At 66.8% G+C, this 17,331-nt stretch carries 13 protein-coding genes; 5 read left to right on the forward strand and 8 right to left on the reverse strand.

Going from position 1 to position 17,331, the window contains the following annotated elements:
• Nucleotides 1-33 precede the first annotated feature (33 nt).
• The 3 genes from mreD to mreB all read right to left on the reverse strand — a co-directional run bounded on the left by mreD (nt 34) and on the right by mreB (nt 2,729).
• Nucleotides 34-525: a rod shape-determining protein MreD gene (gene mreD, locus ABWY06_RS14495; protein WP_353926264.1), complete on the reverse strand. Its 492-nt coding sequence runs from the start codon at nt 523-525 to the stop codon at nt 34-36.
• Complete coding sequence (gene mreC, locus ABWY06_RS14500; RefSeq protein ID WP_353926300.1) at nt 525-1,487, reverse strand: rod shape-determining protein MreC; 963 nt, start codon at nt 1,485-1,487, stop codon at nt 525-527. Before mreC ends, mreD begins: the two co-directional genes overlap by 1 nt.
• Before the next feature lie 204 nt (nt 1,488-1,691).
• Entirely contained in the window at nt 1,692-2,729 is a 1,038-nt protein-coding gene (gene mreB / locus ABWY06_RS14505; protein WP_353926265.1) for a rod shape-determining protein MreB, read from the reverse strand.
• A 237-nt stretch (nt 2,730-2,966) separates the two neighbouring features.
• Here mreB and gatC point away from each other — a divergent pair, with 237 nt between their 5' ends.
• From gatC to ABWY06_RS14530, 5 genes are all read left to right on the forward strand, one after another.
• Nucleotides 2,967-3,254, forward strand: a complete 288-nt coding sequence (gatC, locus tag ABWY06_RS14510; RefSeq protein ID WP_353926266.1) for an Asp-tRNA(Asn)/Glu-tRNA(Gln) amidotransferase subunit GatC — start codon at nt 2,967-2,969, stop codon at nt 3,252-3,254.
• A 14-nt stretch (nt 3,255-3,268) separates the two neighbouring features.
• Nucleotides 3,269-4,720: an Asp-tRNA(Asn)/Glu-tRNA(Gln) amidotransferase subunit GatA gene (gatA, locus tag ABWY06_RS14515; RefSeq protein ID WP_353926267.1), complete on the forward strand. Its 1,452-nt coding sequence runs from the start codon at nt 3,269-3,271 to the stop codon at nt 4,718-4,720.
• A 104-nt stretch (nt 4,721-4,824) separates the two neighbouring features.
• Nucleotides 4,825-6,273, forward strand: a complete 1,449-nt coding sequence (gene gatB, locus ABWY06_RS14520) for an Asp-tRNA(Asn)/Glu-tRNA(Gln) amidotransferase subunit GatB (RefSeq protein WP_353926268.1) — start codon at nt 4,825-4,827, stop codon at nt 6,271-6,273.
• A gap of 78 nt (nt 6,274-6,351) precedes the next feature.
• The gene (locus ABWY06_RS14525; RefSeq protein ID WP_353926269.1) at nt 6,352-6,720 is read left to right on the forward strand and encodes a septal ring lytic transglycosylase RlpA family protein; all 369 of its coding nucleotides are present in this window, start codon (nt 6,352-6,354) and stop codon (nt 6,718-6,720) included.
• A 49-nt stretch (nt 6,721-6,769) separates the two neighbouring features.
• On the forward strand, nt 6,770-7,873 hold the full coding sequence (locus ABWY06_RS14530) for a sodium:calcium antiporter (RefSeq protein WP_353926270.1): 1,104 nt from the start codon (nt 6,770-6,772) through the stop codon (nt 7,871-7,873).
• On the opposite strand, the gene ABWY06_RS14535 is transcribed toward ABWY06_RS14530, so the two are convergent.
• From ABWY06_RS14535 to ABWY06_RS14555, 5 genes are read right to left on the reverse strand one after another with little or no spacing between them, the layout of a single operon-like run.
• Nucleotides 7,864-8,673 (reverse strand): YfaP family protein, encoded by an 810-nt coding sequence (locus ABWY06_RS14535; RefSeq protein WP_353926271.1) that lies wholly within the window; start codon nt 8,671-8,673, stop codon nt 7,864-7,866. The two genes, ABWY06_RS14530 and ABWY06_RS14535, sit on opposite strands and share 10 nt — an antisense overlap.
• A gap of 4 nt (nt 8,674-8,677) precedes the next feature.
• On the reverse strand, nt 8,678-10,318 hold the full coding sequence (locus ABWY06_RS14540) for a DUF2300 domain-containing protein (protein WP_353926272.1): 1,641 nt from the start codon (nt 10,316-10,318) through the stop codon (nt 8,678-8,680).
• A 4-nt stretch (nt 10,319-10,322) separates the two neighbouring features.
• On the reverse strand, nt 10,323-14,975 hold the full coding sequence (locus tag ABWY06_RS14545; protein WP_353926273.1) for an alpha-2-macroglobulin family protein: 4,653 nt from the start codon (nt 14,973-14,975) through the stop codon (nt 10,323-10,325).
• Nucleotides 14,972-15,640, reverse strand: coding sequence for a DUF1175 domain-containing protein (locus ABWY06_RS14550; protein WP_353926274.1), 669 nt, complete (start codon nt 15,638-15,640; stop codon nt 14,972-14,974). Before ABWY06_RS14550 ends, ABWY06_RS14545 begins: the two co-directional genes overlap by 4 nt.
• A complete protein-coding gene (locus ABWY06_RS14555) occupies nt 15,610-17,298 on the reverse strand; it encodes a DUF2138 domain-containing protein (protein ID WP_353926275.1) in 1,689 nt (562 codons plus the stop codon). The genes ABWY06_RS14550 and ABWY06_RS14555 overlap by 31 nt, the downstream gene beginning before the upstream one ends.
• Nucleotides 17,299-17,331: the final 33 nt, after the last annotated feature.

Raw genomic sequence — 17,331 nt, forward strand, 5'->3', positions numbered from 1 at the left:
TCCCGGTCATGGCGAGGCAAGGCCTGCCACGACCTAATTGACGTTCAACCGCTTGTGCAGCGTGCGCAGGCCGGCACAGACCCAGGGCCACAGCAGGGCACTGACCAGGGCCGGCAACAGGAACACCAGGGTCGGCGGTGGCCGGTTGCCGGTCAACGCGTGCAGCCACAGTTGTACCAGCTGCGCGAGCCCGAACACCACCAGCAACACCAGGCTTTGCTGCCAGACCGGAAACAGGCGCAGCCGCTGCTGCAGGGAAAGCACCATAAAGGTGATCAGGATCAGCACCAGGGCGTTCTGCCCGAGCAGGGTGCCATACAGCACGTCGGCGCCCAGGCCCAGCAGCCAGGCCGTGGTCATGCCGACCCGGTGGGGCAACGCCAGGGTCCAATAGGTGATAAACATCGCCAGCCACAACGGCCGCCCGGTTTCCATAAAACTCGGCATCGGCGCCACACTGAGCAACAAGGCCAGGGCGAAACTCAGCCAGATAACCCAACCATGACTTGGGCGCGGACCGGCCATCAGCGTGTCCTCGGTGCAGCAGGCGCGGGCGCGGGGCTCACGGGCGCCGCGGCTGGAGCGGGAGTGGCAGGCTGTAGCGCCGCCTCGCGATCCACCTGCTCCTGGGCCTGGGCGGACTCCGCGGCGCGCTGTTCCGGCGTGCGGCTGTCGGTGAACACCAGCAGCACATAACGGCTGCGATTGAGCGCCGCGGTGGGCATGGCCCGCACGATGGCGAAGGGTTGACCGGAGTCATGGATGACTTCAGTGACCGTGGCCACTGGATATCCCGAGGGGAAGCGCTGGCCCATGCCGGAGCTGACCAGCAGGTCGCCTTCCTTGATATCCGCGGTGTCGGCCACATGGCGCAACTCCAGGCGCTCCGGATTGCCGGTGCCGCTGGCGATGGCGCGCAGGCCGTTGCGATTGACCTGCACGGGAATGCTGTGGGTGGTATCGGTGAGCAACAGCACCCGCGCACTGTAGGGCATGACCTCCACCACCTGGCCCATCAGGCCCCGCGCATCCAGTACCGGCTGGCCGAGGAACACTCCGTCCTTCTCGCCCTTGTCGATCAGGATCCGGTGGGTGAAGGGATTGGGATCGACACCGATCAGTTCACCCACCAGGACTTTTTCGTCCACCAGCGCCGCGGAGTTGAGCAATTCGCGCAAGCGCACGTTCTGCTCGGTGAGGGTCGCCAGCTTTTGCAGGCGTCGCTGCATCAGCAGGGCCTCGGCCTTGAGCTTTTCGTTTTCGCCCAGTAATTCGCTGCGACTGTTGAATTGCTGCGTCACCCCTTCCCACAGACGCACCGGCAGGTCGGCCAGCCAGTAGAACGGAGTCATCACCAGCCCGAGCTGGCTGCGCACCGGCTTGAGCGATTCAAAGCGCGCGTCGACCACCATCAGCACGACCGACAGCACCACCAGCACCAGCAGGCGCACGCCCAGCGAGGGGCCTTTGGCGAAGAGCGGTTTAATGACCCGCTCCTTTGACACGGGATGGCACTGACAGGGCTGTCTTCATAGGGCAATAGGACCGGTTCGGCGACGAAAGGAGTGGATCGTATGGACTCGGGCCCGCGGGGCCCGGTCAACACCCGCCGGTTCGGGGCAATGGCACCCCAACCCGGCCAGGCTTGCGACACCATAGCAAATGCGCGGGGAGCTGACGCCCCCAACGAATCACTCGCTGGACAGCAGGTCCATGGCGTGACGATCCATCATTTCCAGCGCCTTGCCGCCACCGCGGGCCACGCAGGTCAGCGGGTCTTCGGCGACTATCACCGGCAGGCCGGTTTCCTGGGACAGCAATTTGTCCAGGTCGCGCAGCAGCGCACCACCGCCGGTCAGCACCAGGCCGCGCTCGGCGATGTCCGAGGCCAGCTCCGGCGGCGATTGCTCCAGGGCGCTCTTGACCGCCTGGACGATGGTCGCCAGCGACTCCTGCAAGGCTTCCAGCACTTCGTTGGAGTTGAGCGTGAAGCTACGCGGTACCCCTTCGGCCAGGTTACGGCCACGCACGTCGACTTCCAGCAGCTCGCCACCGGGATAGGCGGTACCGATTTCCTGCTTGATGCGCTCGGCGGTGGACTCACCGATCAGGCTGCCGTAGTTACGGCGCACGTAGGTGATGATCGCCTCGTCGAAGCGGTCACCGCCGACCCGCACGGATTCGGCATAGACCACGCCGTTGAGCGAGATCAACGCGATTTCCGTGGTGCCGCCACCGATGTCGACGACCATCGAACCGCGCGCTTCCTCGACCGGCAGGCCGGCGCCGATGGCCGCGGCCATGGGTTCCTCGATCAGGAACACCTCTCGGGCACCGGCGCCCAGGGCCGATTCACGAATGGCGCGGCGCTCCACCTGGGTGGATTTGCACGGCACGCAGATCAGCACCCGCGGGCTGGGCTGCAGAAAGCTGTTTTCGTGGACCTTGTTGATAAAGTACTGCAGCATTTTTTCGCAGACGCTGAAGTCGGCGATAACGCCGTCCTTCATCGGGCGAATGGCCGCGATATTGCCCGGCGTACGGCCGAGCATGCGTTTGGCTTCGGTTCCGACCGCAACGACGCTTTTCTGGTTGCCGTGGGTACGAATGGCGACGACCGAGGGTTCGTTCAGGACGATACCGCGCTCGCGTACATAAATCAGGGTATTGGCAGTGCCCAGGTCGATCGACAGATCACTGGAAAACATGCCACGCAGTTTCTTGAACATGGGAGTAATGACCCTAGGCACGCGTGGGTAAAAAAGTGCGGCAAACTCTAACAACGACGGGGATTTTGGGCAAGGCGCCAATATGTTAAATTGCCGGTTTTTCCTGGCGTGAAGCCCCATGATGGCGGCTTGATAACCACCTCGCGGCCCTGTCCGACCCCTTGAAGGAGGTCAGTCGGTTGACCAGCGGACGCCCACACCCTACCCCTATTGGCCGCCTTTGCCTGGAGTACCCCGATGGCGCTTGAACGCTCAGACGTGGAAAAGATCGCGCACCTGGCCCGACTCGGGCTGAACGACGGCGATATCCCGAGTACCACCGACACGCTTAACAATATTCTCGGCCTGATCGACCAGATGCAGGCGGTGGATACCCAGGGCATCGAGCCCCTGGCCCACCCGCTGGAGGCAACCCAGCGCCTGCGCGCCGACCTGGTCGGCGAAGCCAACCACCGCGAGGCCTATCAGAGCATTGCCCCGGCGGTCCAGGACGGCCTGTACCTGGTTCCGAAGGTGATCGAGTGACTAAGGACGCCGACATGCACGACAAGACACTGGCCGAACTTGGCCGCGGCCTGGCCGACAAGCAGTTTTCCGCCGAAGAGCTGACCCGCGCCTTGCTGGCGCGCATCGAGCGCCTCGATCCGCAGCTCAACAGCTTTATCAGCGTCACCGGGGAGCTGGCCCTGAGCCAGGCCAAGGCCGCCGATGCGCGTCGCGCCGCGGGCGAAAGCGGCGCCTTGCTGGGGTTGCCGATCGCCCACAAGGACCTGTTCTGCACCCAAGGCATCCGCACCAGTTGCGGCTCTAAGATGCTCGACAACTTCAAGGCGCCCTACGACGCCAGCGTGGTCGCCCGCCTGGCCGCCGCCGGCACCGTGACCCTGGGCAAGACCAACATGGACGAATTCGCCATGGGTTCGGGCAACGAATCGAGCTACTACGGCCCGGTGAAGAACCCCTGGAACCCCGCCCACGTGCCGGGCGGCTCGTCGGGGGGTTCCGCCGCGGCCGTGGCCGCGCGCCTGCTGCCCGCCGCGACCGGTACCGACACCGGCGGCTCGATCCGCCAGCCGGCCGCGCTGACCAACCTCACCGGCCTCAAGCCCACCTATGGCCGTGTGTCGCGCTGGGGCATGATCGCCTATGCCTCCAGCCTGGATCAGGGCGGCCCGCTGGCGCGCACCGCAGAAGACTGCGCGCTGCTGCTGCAGGGCATGGCCGGTTTCGACGACAAGGACTCCACCAGCGTCGACCAGCCGGTGCCGGACTACCGCGCCAGCCTGAACGACAGCCTCGAAGGCCTGCGCATCGGCCTGCCGAAGGAGTACTTCGGTGCCGGCCTCGATCCGCGCATCGCCGACCGGGTGATGGCCGCCGTCGAAGAGCTGAAAAAACTCGGCGCCAGCGTCAAGGAGATTTCGCTGCCGAACATGCAGCACGCCATTCCGGCCTACTACGTTATCGCCCCGGCCGAGGCCAGCTCCAACCTGTCGCGCTTCGACGGCGTGCGCTTCGGCTACCGCTGCGAGAACCCGAGCAACCTCGAGGACCTCTACAAGCGCTCGCGCGGCGAGGGCTTCGGCGCGGAAGTCAAACGCCGCATCATGGTCGGCGCCTATGCGCTGTCCGCCGGCTACTACGACGCCTACTACCTGCAGGCGCAGAAAATTCGTCGCCTGATCAAGAACGACTTTATCGCGGCCTTCAAGGACGTCGACCTGATTCTCGGCCCAACCACGCCGAACCCGGCCTGGAAGATCGGCGCCAAGGGCGATGACCCGGTCGCCGCTTACCTGGAAGACATCTACACCATCACCGCAAACCTGGCCGGCTTGCCAGGCATTTCCATGCCGGGCGGTTTCGTCGATGGCTTGCCGGTCGGCGTGCAGTTGCTGGCGCCCTATTTCCAGGAAGCACGCCTGCTCAACGTTGCCCACCGCTACCAGCAGGTCAGTGATTGGCATCAACAGACCCCGGCCGGATATTAATCAGGTGCCGCCCTGCCGCCCCGTCCCTCGCACCCGCCACGCGGGTGGGCGCGACGCGCCAGCAGACAAGCAGGGCGACGACACCCCGCAACAGGAATGACACCATGCAATGGGAAACCGTGATCGGGCTGGAAATCCACGCACAGCTCAGCACCCGCTCGAAGATCTTCTCGGGCAGCGCCACCACCTTCGGCGCCGAACCCAACACCCAGGCCAGCCTGGTTGACCTGGGCATGCCCGGCACCTTGCCGGTGCTGAACGCCGAAGTCGTGCGCATGGCCTGCAAGTTCGGCCTGGCGATCGACGCGCATATCGCGCCGAGCAACGTCTTCGCCCGCAAAAACTACTTCTACCCCGACCTGCCCAAGGGCTACCAGACCAGCCAGATGGACCACCCCATCGTCGGCAAGGGCTTCCTCGACATCACCCTGGAGGACGGCAGCACGCGGCGTATCGGCATCACCCGCGCGCACCTGGAAGAAGACGCCGGCAAAAGCCTGCACGAAGACTTCCACGGCATGAGCGGAATCGACCTCAACCGCGCCGGCACGCCGCTGCTGGAGATCGTTTCGGAACCCGAGCTGCGCAGCGCCAAGGAAGCCGTGGCCTATGCCAAGGCGATCCATGCCCTGGTGCGCTACCTGGGCATCTGCGACGGCAACATGGCCGAAGGCTCCTTGCGTTGCGACTGCAACGTCTCGATCCGCCCCAAGGGCCAGGCCGAGTTCGGCACCCGCCGCGAGATCAAGAACGTCAACTCGTTCAAGTTTATCGAGCGGGCGATCAATACCGAGATCGCCTGGCAGATCGACGAGCTGGAGTCCGGGCGCAAGATCGTCCAGGAAACCGTGCTGTACGACGTGGCCGCCAACGAAACCCGCTCCATGCGCAGCAAGGAAGAAGCCAACGACTACCGCTACTTCCCCTGCCCGGACCTGCTGCCGGTGGTGATCGAGCAGAGCTTCCTCGACGAGGTGCGCGCCAGCCTGCCGGAACTGCCGCCGCAGAAACGCCAGCGCTTCCAGAGCCAGCTGGGCCTGTCGGCCTATGACGCCAGCGTGCTGGCCGCCAGCCGCGAACTGGCCGATTACTTCGAAGCCGTCAACGCGGTGTGTGGCGACGCCAAGTTGGCGGCCAACTGGGTGATGGGCGAGCTGTCCAGCCTGCTGAACAAGGACAATCTGGACATCGAGCAATCGCCGGTCTCGGCGGCGCAACTGGGCGGCATGATCCTGCGCATCAAGGACAACACCATCTCCGGCAAGATCGCCAAAACGGTGTTCGAGGCCCTGGCCGCCGGCGAAGGCGCCAGCGCCGACGAGGTCATCGAGCAAAAAGGCCTGAAGCAGGTGACCGACAGCGGCGCCATCGACGCCATGCTCGACGAGATGCTGGCGGCCAACGCCGAACAGGTCGAGCAGTACCGCGCGGCCGATGAGGCCAAACGCGGCAAGATGTTTGGCTTCTTCGTCGGCCAGGCGATGAAAGTCTCCAAGGGCAAGGCCAACCCCGGCCAGGTCAACCAACTGCTGAAAAACAAGCTCGAGGGCTGACTTCCTCAGCCGCCCCACGCAACGCCGGGCTCGCCCGGCGTTGTTTCGTCTGCCACCGGCGTTGTCAGGAGTCTCTCCATGTGCCGTGCAATTGCGCTTCCTCTGATCATGCTCGGTGTGCTGAGCGGCTGTGCCGGACAGTCCCTGGACGGCTACGATGCCGAGGGCAGGGCCTCCTACTACGGCGGCAAACACCAAGGCAAACGTACCGCCAGCGGTGAAAAATTCGACCTCAACGCGTTGACTGCCGCGCACCGCGAGCTGCCTTTCGGTACCCAGGTGCTGGTGACCAACCTGCTCAACCAAAAGACCGTGGTGGTACGCATCAACGACCGCGGCCCGCACAACCGCTCGCGGCTGATCGACCTGTCGCAACGCGCGGCGCAACAGCTCGACATGCTGCGCAGCGGCGTCGCGCCGGTGCGGGTGCAACGCCTGGCAGACTGAAGCTGCGCCCCCTTACAATGGTGCAGGTGCACGCCGCGCCGCTAACCCGATGACCCCGATGACCTTTGTCTACCTGATAATTGGACTGGCCCTGCTGGTGGTCGGTGCCGCCCTCCTGAGGCGCGCCGCCGCCGGGTTGGCGACGCAGTGGGGCCTGCCTGCGCGGTATATCGACCTGTGCGGCCGGACCCTGGGCACCACAGCCCCGCTCCTGGCCGTCTGCCTCCAAGCCGTGCTCGGCGAGCGCGGCGACCTGGCCGTCGGCGCCGTGCTGGGTGGCACGGTCGCCAATGTGCTGCTGGTGCTGGGCAGCACGGCACTGCTCGCGCCGCTGTGGGTATGGCCGGCGCTGCTGCGCCAAGAGCTGCCCTGTATGGTCGGCAGCGGCCTGCTCGCCCTGGCCCTGGCCTGGGACGGCAGCTTGAGTCGGCTGGACGGTGCGCTGCTGCTCGGCATGGCACTGGGCTATACCGGCCTGCTGATCCGCAGTGGACAATGGACGCCCCAGGTTACCCCAAAGCCTGCCGCGCGCGCCTGGCCCATGGCCCTGTTACTGCTGGCAGCAGGCATCGCATTGCTGGCCGGCGGCGCCTATCTGCTGGTGGGAGGGGCGATACAGTTGAGCCGGGCCCTGGGCCTGTCGGAACTGTTGATCGGACTGACCCTGGTCGCCGTCGCCACCGCCCTGCCGCTGTTGGTCAGCAGTTGGCTCGCCGCCCTGGGCGGCGAGCGCGGCGCGGTGGTGAGCAGCACGGTCGGTGCCACAGTCATCAACCTGTCCTGGGTACTGGGGCTGAGTGCCCTGGTCTCGCCCTGGCCGTTGTCGGTGTCGCCCAATGCCCTGGCCGTCGACTTCCCGGTGATGATCGCCGTGACGCTGGCCTGCCTGCCGCTGCTGCTCGCCAGCGAGTCCCTTCGCCGCTGGCAGGGCCTGCTGTTGCTCGCCTACTACGCGACCTATGTGCTCTACCTCGCGGTCTTCGCCACCGGCCGACCCTATGCTCAGGCCTTTGCCCATGGGCTGCAGTGGTACCTGCTGCCGGCCACCGCGTTGCTGCTGCTGGTGCTGGGCGTCCGCGCCTGGCGCCGGCGGACCCGCTCAGGCGCCAACGCCGGATCGGCGTCGGTCGGGCGCGATGGGCCTCAGGGGTAGTTAAAGGCCTTGACCAGGGTCAGTTCCCCGGTGGCGCGCATTGGCACCATAAAGGACTGCTGTTTCTCGTTGGCCGTGCCTTCCTGGGAAATCAGCGTGACCTGGGCCACGGTCAACGCCTGGGCCGGTGTCTCGGCGCCCTCCTCGTCGCTGCTGGCGCCGCCACCGAAGTAATTGACGTAGACCAGGTACTGGCCATTCAGCGGCGTGGGCGAGGCGAACATCTCGGGGCCGAAGCCGGTAGTCACGTCGACGTCCAGGGCCCCGCCATTGTCCAGGCTGCGGTTGCCGTACCAGACATGGCCGCCATCAGGCGTGACCACGTGCAGGTCGAGGTCGGTGTTGTCGCTGTCCCAGGACAGCACCACCCGCAGCTTGGCCGCGGTCTCGCCGCTGCCGCGGTTGTAGAACTGCAGACGACGACGCTGATCGCCGTCGGCGCTGCGCACCTCGACACTGTTGCTGCCGGCGGGAAACACGAAGGGACGGTCGAAGCGGCCGTCCTCCTGCACCTTAAGGGGCATGCTGATGCCATTGACGATCAGCCGCGCCGGCATGCCGGGCACTTTAGGCGTGGCCGTGATCAGGCCGCTGATACGCGCGCTGTCGCCCTGGTCCTCGGCACTGTTGACCGAGGAGGCCGGGTAATTGACCTGCTGCATAAAGTGCGCGCCCTCGGGGTCGCCCTTGTGCCAACCGGCCAGCGGCGTATCGAGCTGGATGCCCGTGTCGGCGTGCACGCCGCCCAAGGGCGGCAGGCAGGTCAGGAACAACGCTAGGGCGGACAGGCGAACCTTCATGGGTCTATTCCAGAAGTAGGTGGCGGGCGAGGCGTTCGACGTACTGCTCGTCCTGGCCGTTGGGATGGGCCTCAAAGGCCAGGTGCAGGTATTCATGGGTCAGGTTCAGGCGGTCCTGCAAGGACAGCAGGCCGCGGACGAAAATGCGCCGTCGCTCGCGGTCGACATGGGGTTTGCCCGACAGCAGCCGGCACACCGTGAACGTGCCGCTGTCACTGTACCCGGGCTCGGCATCCAGGCGCGTGCGCCATTGTCGCTGGCGCTGCTTCAACCAGGCGTCGGCGCCGACCACCACCTGGCAGGCGGCCACTGGCTTGTCCCAACGGGTCAGGCTGGCCTGCGGGAACGCGCCGGCCAGGATGGCATCGTAGCGACGGCCGCTCTCGGCCTGGCGCACGGCCTCCTGCCAGGCCAGGCGCTGCGGGCCGGCCAGTTCGGCATGGTAGGTCACCGGGCTGCCGGCCAGCACCAGGTCGGCGGTCCAGGCGGCCACGGCCCGCACTGCGTCCCCCGCCGGGCGCGGCGCCACCCGTTGTTGCGCGCTGCTGTCGGCGATGCTCAGGCAATCGCCACTGTGACCGGCGTTCTGCAACAGGTAGGTGCGAATCGCCACCGCCAGCGCCTTGGCCGCCTCCACCGGGCGTGCCGAGGCCTCCCGCTCCAGTACCCGCGCCACGTATTCCTCGCGCGGCAGGCGGGCGATCAGCTGCAGGCCCTGGGTCTCGGGCTGTAAAAACAGCTCGCCACGGCTTTCGATCGACAGCCGATTGCCATTCTCGAACTGCACTTGGTAATGGCCCTGCAGGGCTCCGGCGGTCACTGGCTGCTCACTGCCCTGGCGGACGATCTGCCGCAGCGGATAACGGGCGAACAGCCGGACTTCCACGCACTGGCCCGCGTCCGCCGGCCAGGGGGTCGGCAAGGCACTGTCCAGGGCCTGGGCATAGTCCGCGAGGATACGCTGGCTGGTACCCGCCCCGCCGGCCCAGACCGGCGTGCCATCGAGCAGCCAGCCGGCGAAACCGCCCTGGCGCGCCTGCTGGTCGTGGTCGGCCAGCCAGCTCCAGGTCTTGACCCGTAGCCGTCCGCCAAGCCCGCCCAAGGCGACGCCCTCAGGGGCATTGAGCAGCACGTCCAGCAGCAGCCGGCGCGCCTGCTCAGCGGCCGGCAGGCGCCCCAGTACCTGCAGCAGCTCGGCCACCGGCACCCGGGTCGCCGGTTGCAGCCGGTCCAGCTGGCTAAGCCAGGCCGGCGCTTGGCGTGTCCGCCAGTAGGTGCTCCACTCGACCGGGTCCAGCTGCAGTCGGGCCGGGGCGAAGTACAGGCCACAGGACTGGGTCAGGGCCGGGTCGCGCTCAATCTGCTCGCCCGCGTTACAGCAGTACACCTCCTCGGGATCCTGCCCCTTGCAGGCGTATGGCTGCTCCGGCTGCTGGCGATCGACCAGGTAGGCGTAGACGAACAGTTTCCACAGGCTGCCCAGGGGCGCCTGCAGATCGGCCGGCAGCGCTTGGCGCGTCAGCACCTGGCGCTGGTCGAGTTCCAGCAGCTGCGCGCCCCCGTCCTGGCCCAGCGCCAGGCGCAAGGGTGCCTCCCCCGCGTTCGCCAGCAGGGGCACCAGCAGCAGCCAGCCGGCCAGGCGCATCGGCCTACTCGACCTGCAACTGACCGTAGGCCGGCTCGGCTTCCAACGCCTGTTGCTGTGGCGCATACATGCGGGCATAACGCACCGGCGGCAACGAGAACTGGCCTTTCTGGGAGAAACGCACCAGGTGGCGAACGGTCAGCGAACCCTCGAGGCGGTCGACCGGTACCGCATACAGCAGCTGACCCGGCTCATGCCGGGCTTTTTCCAGCGGCATGGCTTCGGCCGAATCCAGGCCACTGACCTGGATGCCCCAGGTGGTGCGCTCGACATCGGCGCCCGGTGGCAGCGGAATCTCCAGCAGGCCATAACGCAGGGCCCGCGCCTGCTCGGTGCTCAGGGTCACCTCGTCCAGGTACAGCTCATCGCCCGACAACGGTCCCTTGCCGACTTCCTCGACGCCAAAGGTAAAGGCCTTGTCCCCCGGCACCAGGCGCAACAGCCGGCGGCTGATGGTCACCGGCAAGTTGCCCAGGGGCGCCTGGGCACTGCGAAAGCTCAGCGCCAGGTCCAGCGGACGCTCCAGGGGAGCGGGCAGTTTCACGTCGGTCGGCAGGCCCGGGCCACGCCACAACCAGTGGTTTTCGCCACTGGCGCGCTGCTGGGCCTGCCAGCCTTCGCCGGGGTTCAGGGCCGGGCCCGCCGGCGCCTGGGCCACGGCGCCGTGCAACCAGGTCAGGGCCAGGGCCCGTTCCAGGGTCGACTGCTCGGGCGCCAGACGTTCCAGCAAGGCCCTGGCCGGCGGCGCATCGGGCAGCGCCAGCTTCAGTTTCAGGGCCGCGACAAAGGGGTGCGAACTGGCGGCGACCGTCTCGCGGGCCGTCGCCAGCTGCGTACTGAAGGGCTCGGGCAGGGCCACCTTGGCCTGCGCGGCCAGCTCGGCGGTGAGCACCCGGGCCACCGCCAGACCGAGTTGGGAATCCGGCGCGGCGAGGATCAGGCTGGTTTCGCCGGCATCATCCAGGGTCGATTCCAGGGGCTGTACGGTGGCGGCATCGGTGCGCGCCGCCGGCTCGGCGCCAGCCTGTCCCTCGGCCTGAGCCTGAGCCGTGGCCGTAGCCTCGGCGGCACGCGCCTGGGCCTGCCGGGCTTCGAAGGTACCCAGGTCAGCCATCAACCCCTGCAGCAAGGTCTCCACCGGCAGCTGCATGTCCCGGGCGAAGGCCAGGATCAGTGCCCGTTGCAACGGCGCCGTGCTGGAGGCCTGCTTGGCATAGACGTCCAGGATCCGCTGCCAATGCTCCGGCGGCAGATTCAGGCCCAGCACGCGGCTGGCATGCCAGTCGGCGTAGTAGGCGTAGGCGGTGAGGAAGGCATCACCCTCACCCTCCTGGCCCCACCAGGTAAAGGCCGCCTCGGGACCGGCCATCTGCACCAGGCGCAGGCGGCTGTTTTGCAGGATCAAACGCAAGCGGTCGGCGGTGGGCCCCTTGGCCAATCCCGGGTACGCCAGGCTTAGCGGCAACAAACGACTGGCGGTCTGCTCGACGCAGCCATAGGGGTATTCCAGCAGATCGTCGAGGTGGCTGTTGAACAGCCCTTGTGGACTGTCGTCCAGGCGCAGGCTGATCTCGCTGGCATCGCTCGGCAGGCTCAGCGGGTTAACCCCGGCGGTGGCGGCCAGGCGCCGCGTCTGCAGGTCCTGCCAACCGCTGCCGTTGACCCGCAGGTCGACCGCCAGGGCATCCACCGCAACGCCGTCGCGGAGCAATTCGGCGCGCCATTCACCGGCCGTCACGGCCGCGGTGGGCAGCGGCAGATAATTGATGCCCTTGGCCAGCTCGACGCGGCTGCGCTGTTCCTGGCCATTGAAATGCACCAGCAACTCGGCGCTGCTCGCTTGCTCACCCTGATTGAAGGCGAACAACCCGAGCGCCGGCTGGTCGCCGGCACGGAAGCGGGTCGGGCCGCTCCACTTCAGGTACAGGGGTTTTTCCGAACGCACAAAGCCTTTTTTCTGGCCGACCTGGCCGGCCTCGTTCACCGCGCGGGCGGTGATGCGCCAGCGGGTCAGGGAGTCGGGCATGCGGAAGGTCAGGCGCGCCTTGCCCTCGGCATCGGTGACCAGGTCCGGTTGCCAGGCGGCGGTATCGACTTCCTCACGCCGCGGCCGCTCCAGCACCTTGACGCTGCGATCGCTGCGATTGGCCTTGCCCGGTGCGCTGGGCGAGCCCGGCAAGGCCACGTCGTAGCTGATAAAGGACAGGCTGGCGCTGGTGCGCACGTTGTTGCGCCGCGGGTGGTAGAAAAACTGGTCGATGCCCGGGGCGATCTCCGGCTGCAGGGCATAGATCATCTCATCCACCACGCTGACCGTCAGCCGGCTGCCCGCCGGCTGCCCGGCGAAACGCGTGCTCAGGTCCAGGGTGACCAGTTCACCGGGCTGGTACTGCTCCTTGTCCGCGACTATGGCGATCTCGATCTGCGGCGCCGCGACCTTGATCCCGGCGTTCTGGAAGCTGTAGTCGCCGCCCTTGGTGTAGAGCACCGAGAAGGTCAGGTTGGGCGAGAACCGCTCGGTGACCGCGATGCGCGCGCGGTACTGGGTGTCGCTGAGTTTCTCCAGCTTGAGCCAGTCGCCGCCCTTGGACAGCAGCGCCGTGGCCTCCACCTGGTCACGCTCCAGGGTCAACAGCGCATCGCCCACCGGTTCGGGAAAGGAGATCAGCGCCAGGGCTTCGTCGCCGGCCTGGTACTCGGCCTTGTCCAGCACGATCTCCACCGTGCCGGCCACCGCCTTGACCCCCTCGCCGCTTACCGAGTGGCCGGTGGCGCCGAGAATCAGGCCGCGGGCGTCCTTGAGGGTGATGCTGTAGGAGCCGGGGCGTTCGAACGCCAGGTCGAAACCCTGGGCGTCACTGGCCAGGCTGCCGCTGTCCTTGCTCTGGTCTTCCAGGCGGACCCACTCGTAACTGGCCGGTTTGAACTCGGTGGACTGTTCGCTGCGGTAGCTGAAGGTGACGTTTTCGCCACTGGCGCTGAAACGCTGGGGCGCGCTCAGGCGGTAGCGCGCGGCACCGCGCTCGATCAGGATTTCCTTGCTGGTCTTGACCCGGTAAGCCGCGCCGTCGCTGGCGAACACCGTCAACAGGTAACGGCTGGGTTTGTCGGCGGCAGGCAGGTTCAGCTGCGCACGACCCTGCTCATCGGTGGTCAGGGCGGCGGTGCTGAGCTCCACCGGGAACTGGCCGAGGTACTGCAGCTCGTTGTCGATCATCGACAATTGCTGGGCACGCAGGGTCAGGTCGAGGCTGGCGTTCTTCACCGGCTTGCCGTCGGGATAGAGCAGCACCAGGTTGCCGGTCACCGCCTCGCCGGTGCGGAAATCCGGCTTGGCCAGGTCCAGGGCGATCTCGAAATGCGGCTTGATATAGTCCGCCACGCGAAAGGCGCTGCTGTACTGCTGGTCGCGGTAGGTGAAGCGCAGCTCGTAGCCGCCGGCCACGGCATTCTCCGGCAACTGGAAACGACCCTGGCTGCCGGATTTGGCATCCAGGTTCAGGTCGAGATTCTGCAGCGCGTTACCGGTGGCGTCGAGCACACTCAGCTGCACCGGCGCGCTGGTCGGGGCCACCGAGTCACTGGAGTTCTTGAACTCGCGCCCGAGGATCTTCACCTCCACCCAGTCTCCCGGCCGGTAGAGCGGCCGGTCGGTGAAGGCATACAGCTTGGTGTCGTAGATCTCGCTGTCGTAATAGAAGTTCTCGGAGACGAACACCCCACCCTCGGCGTCCTCGCCCAGCACATAGGAACGCTCGGGGCTGGCGTGCTGCAGACGCAGCAGGCCCTGGGCATCGGTGCTGCCGCTGCTGAGCACACCCAGGCCGTCGCTCCACAGCACCTTGGCCGCCGCCACCGCGCTGCCCTCATGTTTACGCGCGGTCCAGATCAGCAACTGGTCACCGGCGATCTTGCTCACCGCCACGGTATTGGAAACGAACACCAGGGTCGTGGCGCGGAACTTGCCGACCAGGGTTTCCACCAGGTACAGGCCGGGTTTCAGCTTGCCCAGGGGGATATAGACATTGCCCGGGTTGACCGTGACGAAGTCGCTGGACGAACCGCTCAGCGCAACGCCCGCGGGCGGCTGGATCGGCTTGGCCTCCCACAACGGATAGCGGAACTGGCTGACCAGGGGCAGGCCCTTGATCGGCGCGAACTGCGGCGGCACCTCGAAGCGGGTCGGCGCGATGATCGCTTCGCCCATCTTCAGCTCCGGCACCGCCTCGGTGACCTGGGCCCGCGACTCGTAGGAGAACGCGCGCTGCATCACCCGCCGTGACTTGCGGTACCAGTTGTCCCACAGGTAGGACAGGGTGTTGGACAACCCCTCGCCCTTGAACTGGCCCTCGGCGACCACCCGGTGCAGGTTCTTCTGGCGCTTGAGGAACTCCAGGGGCTGGTCGATGCGGTACAGGCGCACATCCACGCCACCGTAGCCTTCCATGCTGTAGCGCCGGTAATCGCGGCCGGGCGCCTCGAGGCGCACCTGGGCGACCTCGTCACTGGCGAAACTGCTGTCGGCCAACAGGAAAAACGACTCGCCACTGATCGGTTGGTAATAGCTGCGCTCGACGCTGTCCTCGCCCTGGGCGGGCGCGAAGGGCAACAACAGTGCAGCGATCAGGGCCAGTCCCGGCAGGCGGCGAATGCTCATCGTGCGAGGAAGTGCAGCCGATAGATGCCGATAAAATTGGGATTGGAGGCGTCGGGTATCCATCGGGTGTCCTTCCAGGTCATAAGTTGTTGCATGCTGACCGACCGCATGCCGTTATCGGTCGGCGTGCTGCTGCCGGTGTGATAGGCGATTTCGCGGCCCATCCAGATCATCAAATGTTGCTCGTCGCCCTGATCGAAAAACATCAGGTCGCCTGGACGGGCCTGGTTCAGCTCCCGCCCGAGAAAATGGCTGTTGTACTGGATCAGCTTGATGGCGTTGACATAGGGGCCCACTTGCCCGCCGCCTTGCTGCCACTGCTGCGCCAGGTTGCGTTGCGCGGGCAGCAGCGCCAGTTCCGGGGGCAGGTAGCGGTTGGACAGGCCATTGGCGCGCAGCCACTTGGCGTCGTGGGGCTTGAGCGCCTCGTTGGCGGCGAAGCGTACCAGCCCGGCGCAGTCCTGTTGCTGCCAGCGCGGACTCGGGCCCTGGCGCAACTGTTCCTGGGCGATGCGCACGAACCAGGCGCGAAACACCTGGGACTGCGCGGCGTCCAGCGGCGGCGCGGCGCTCTCGCCCACCGCGAACAGGCTGTAGAGCAGCAACGAAATCGCCGCGCCGGCCTGCACTACCTTCACAGGGGCTTCCACTGCAGCGGCTGCCATGACCAGGAACCGTCCGCCTCGGCGTCCGCCGGCAGGGTCAAGGCATACCGCCCGTGCCCAGCCAGGGCTTTCAGCTTGGGCAGCAGCAGGGTCTGGGCGGCGTTGCGAAACACCGGCTCCATGTCCGTCGGCAAGCTGTCCAGGGTTTCCTGCTCGAACAGTTTGGCCAGGGTATCCGGCGCCAGGTACAGGGGCACCAGCGCGTCCTTGGGCAGCACATCGGCCAGCGGCGGGAAACGTTTGTCCAGGGTATCCAGCGCCTTGCCAACCAGCGTGTCATCCAGGGAAAACAACAGGGTCGCGCCATGCCGGGCCAGGCTGATCTTGAAAAATCCCCGGCCAGGCTCGCTGCCCGGGTACTGGCCAAAATTCGAGCTGACGGTGCGCTGCCAACGCTGCGCCTGGCCCAGGGTCTGCGTTTCGACCGGGGCACGCTCTTGCACTTCCTGAGCGCCGATCAGGGACTCGAACAAGGCGCCCAACTGCTGGTCCTGGCCGCTACCGACGGATTCGTCCAGTTGCCCCACCAGAAGCGGGCTGTGCAGGCGCGACTCGGGGTACCAGCAGAGGCCGGCCGCACCGCTGAGGTGCTCGGTCAGGGCGCTGGCCGCCGCGTCCTCGACGCCCACCTTGACCAGCAAGTCCTTGGGCAGGCGGGTCGCCACGGGCAAGGCCACGCAGGCGCTGGCGCCCATGGGCATGGCCTGCCAGACCGGCGCGAACGCGAGGCTGCTGCGCTCTTCGCTGTCGTTCAGCGCGAGGAAACTGTGCCAGCCCTGGCCGTCCATCTCGAACCGCAGCCCGGCGAAGGTCGGGATAAACCGCTGGTAGCCCAGCGCCAGAAAGTCGCTGCTCAGGGTGATGCGCTGGCGCAAGGCGCTGTCCGACTCGAGGCCAAAGCGTTCGGCGAAGGGGCTGTCGCCGTCCAGCAGGGCCTCGACCCGGGCGATCGCTTCGCGGCCCGGGAGCGTGCCGTCCCATTGGCTCTGCAGCAGCATGCCGGGGCTGGACAATACCAGCAGCTTGTCGCCATGGCTGGCCAGCAGCAGCGATTGCCGACCGTTGTAGTTCAGCCGGTAAAGCGGTACCACGTCGCCGTCGACCTGCAGGCTCGCCACCTCCGACAGCTGAGTGTCGGAGGCCGCCACTCGCGCCAGCGGTTCGAGCAGCCGCGCCAGGCCGCCACGGTCCAGCAGCAGCAGGAAATGCTTGAGCTTGCCGTCCTCGCCCCGCCACAGGGCCACCTGCGCCGGCTGGTCGAGCAGCTCATCGAGCAAGCTGTCCTGCAGCTGCAGGTCGTGCTCGTAGATGATCCGCCGCAGGCTGCCGGCCAGGCCCAGCCGATCCGGGTTGGCTTCGTAATAAAAGACCAGGTCCTCGGTCAGGCTGTCGCGCAGCAGCGGCACGCTCAGCAGATCCTTGGGCAGGCCACTGAGAGACTGGCTTTCGATCAAGGCGTCGGGGCGGCCGAGGTCCAGCTGCAACTCGCTCGACTCGGCCAGCTCACGGGGCACCTCGGGCGTAAATGCCCCGCTGTAGAACAGCCCCGCCGCCGAGGCCAGGCCGACCCCCAGCACACCAGCGGCCAGCAGCGCGCCACGCCAGCGCGGGCGAGTGGAGCCCTGCGCAGCGCCAGGGGTTGCCGTGTTTTCGCTCATATCTCCAAACCCCAATGCGTCCGGGCCACCGGA

The organism is Pseudomonas sp. (assembly GCF_040514055.1).
Lineage (GTDB): Bacteria > Pseudomonadota > Gammaproteobacteria > Pseudomonadales > Pseudomonadaceae > Aquipseudomonas.

What these genes read in the sequence shown, in the direction of transcription:
- ABWY06_RS14540 (WP_353926272.1), bottom strand. Translation starts at nt 10,318, where the DNA reads ATGCGCCTGGCCGGCTGGCTGCTGCTGGTGCCCCTGCTGGCGAACGCG.
- ABWY06_RS14555 (WP_353926275.1), bottom strand. Translation starts at nt 17,298, where the DNA reads ATGAGCGAAAACACGGCAACCCCTGGCGCTGCGCAGGGCTCCACTCGC.
- ABWY06_RS14550 (WP_353926274.1), bottom strand. Translation starts at nt 15,640, where the DNA reads ATGGCAGCCGCTGCAGTGGAAGCCCCTGTGAAGGTAGTGCAGGCCGGC.
- ABWY06_RS14535 (WP_353926271.1), bottom strand. Translation starts at nt 8,673, where the DNA reads ATGAAGGTTCGCCTGTCCGCCCTAGCGTTGTTCCTGACCTGCCTGCCG.
- ABWY06_RS14545 (WP_353926273.1), bottom strand. Translation starts at nt 14,975, where the DNA reads ATGAGCATTCGCCGCCTGCCGGGACTGGCCCTGATCGCTGCACTGTTG.
- gatC (WP_353926266.1), top strand. Translation starts at nt 2,967, where the DNA reads ATGGCGCTTGAACGCTCAGACGTGGAAAAGATCGCGCACCTGGCCCGA.
- mreB (WP_353926265.1), bottom strand. Translation starts at nt 2,729, where the DNA reads ATGTTCAAGAAACTGCGTGGCATGTTTTCCAGTGATCTGTCGATCGAC.
- gatA (WP_353926267.1), top strand. Translation starts at nt 3,269, where the DNA reads ATGCACGACAAGACACTGGCCGAACTTGGCCGCGGCCTGGCCGACAAG.
- ABWY06_RS14530 (WP_353926270.1), top strand. Translation starts at nt 6,770, where the DNA reads ATGACCCCGATGACCTTTGTCTACCTGATAATTGGACTGGCCCTGCTG.
- mreD (WP_353926264.1), bottom strand. Translation starts at nt 525, where the DNA reads ATGGCCGGTCCGCGCCCAAGTCATGGTTGGGTTATCTGGCTGAGTTTC.
- ABWY06_RS14525 (WP_353926269.1), top strand. Translation starts at nt 6,352, where the DNA reads ATGTGCCGTGCAATTGCGCTTCCTCTGATCATGCTCGGTGTGCTGAGC.
- gatB (WP_353926268.1), top strand. Translation starts at nt 4,825, where the DNA reads ATGCAATGGGAAACCGTGATCGGGCTGGAAATCCACGCACAGCTCAGC.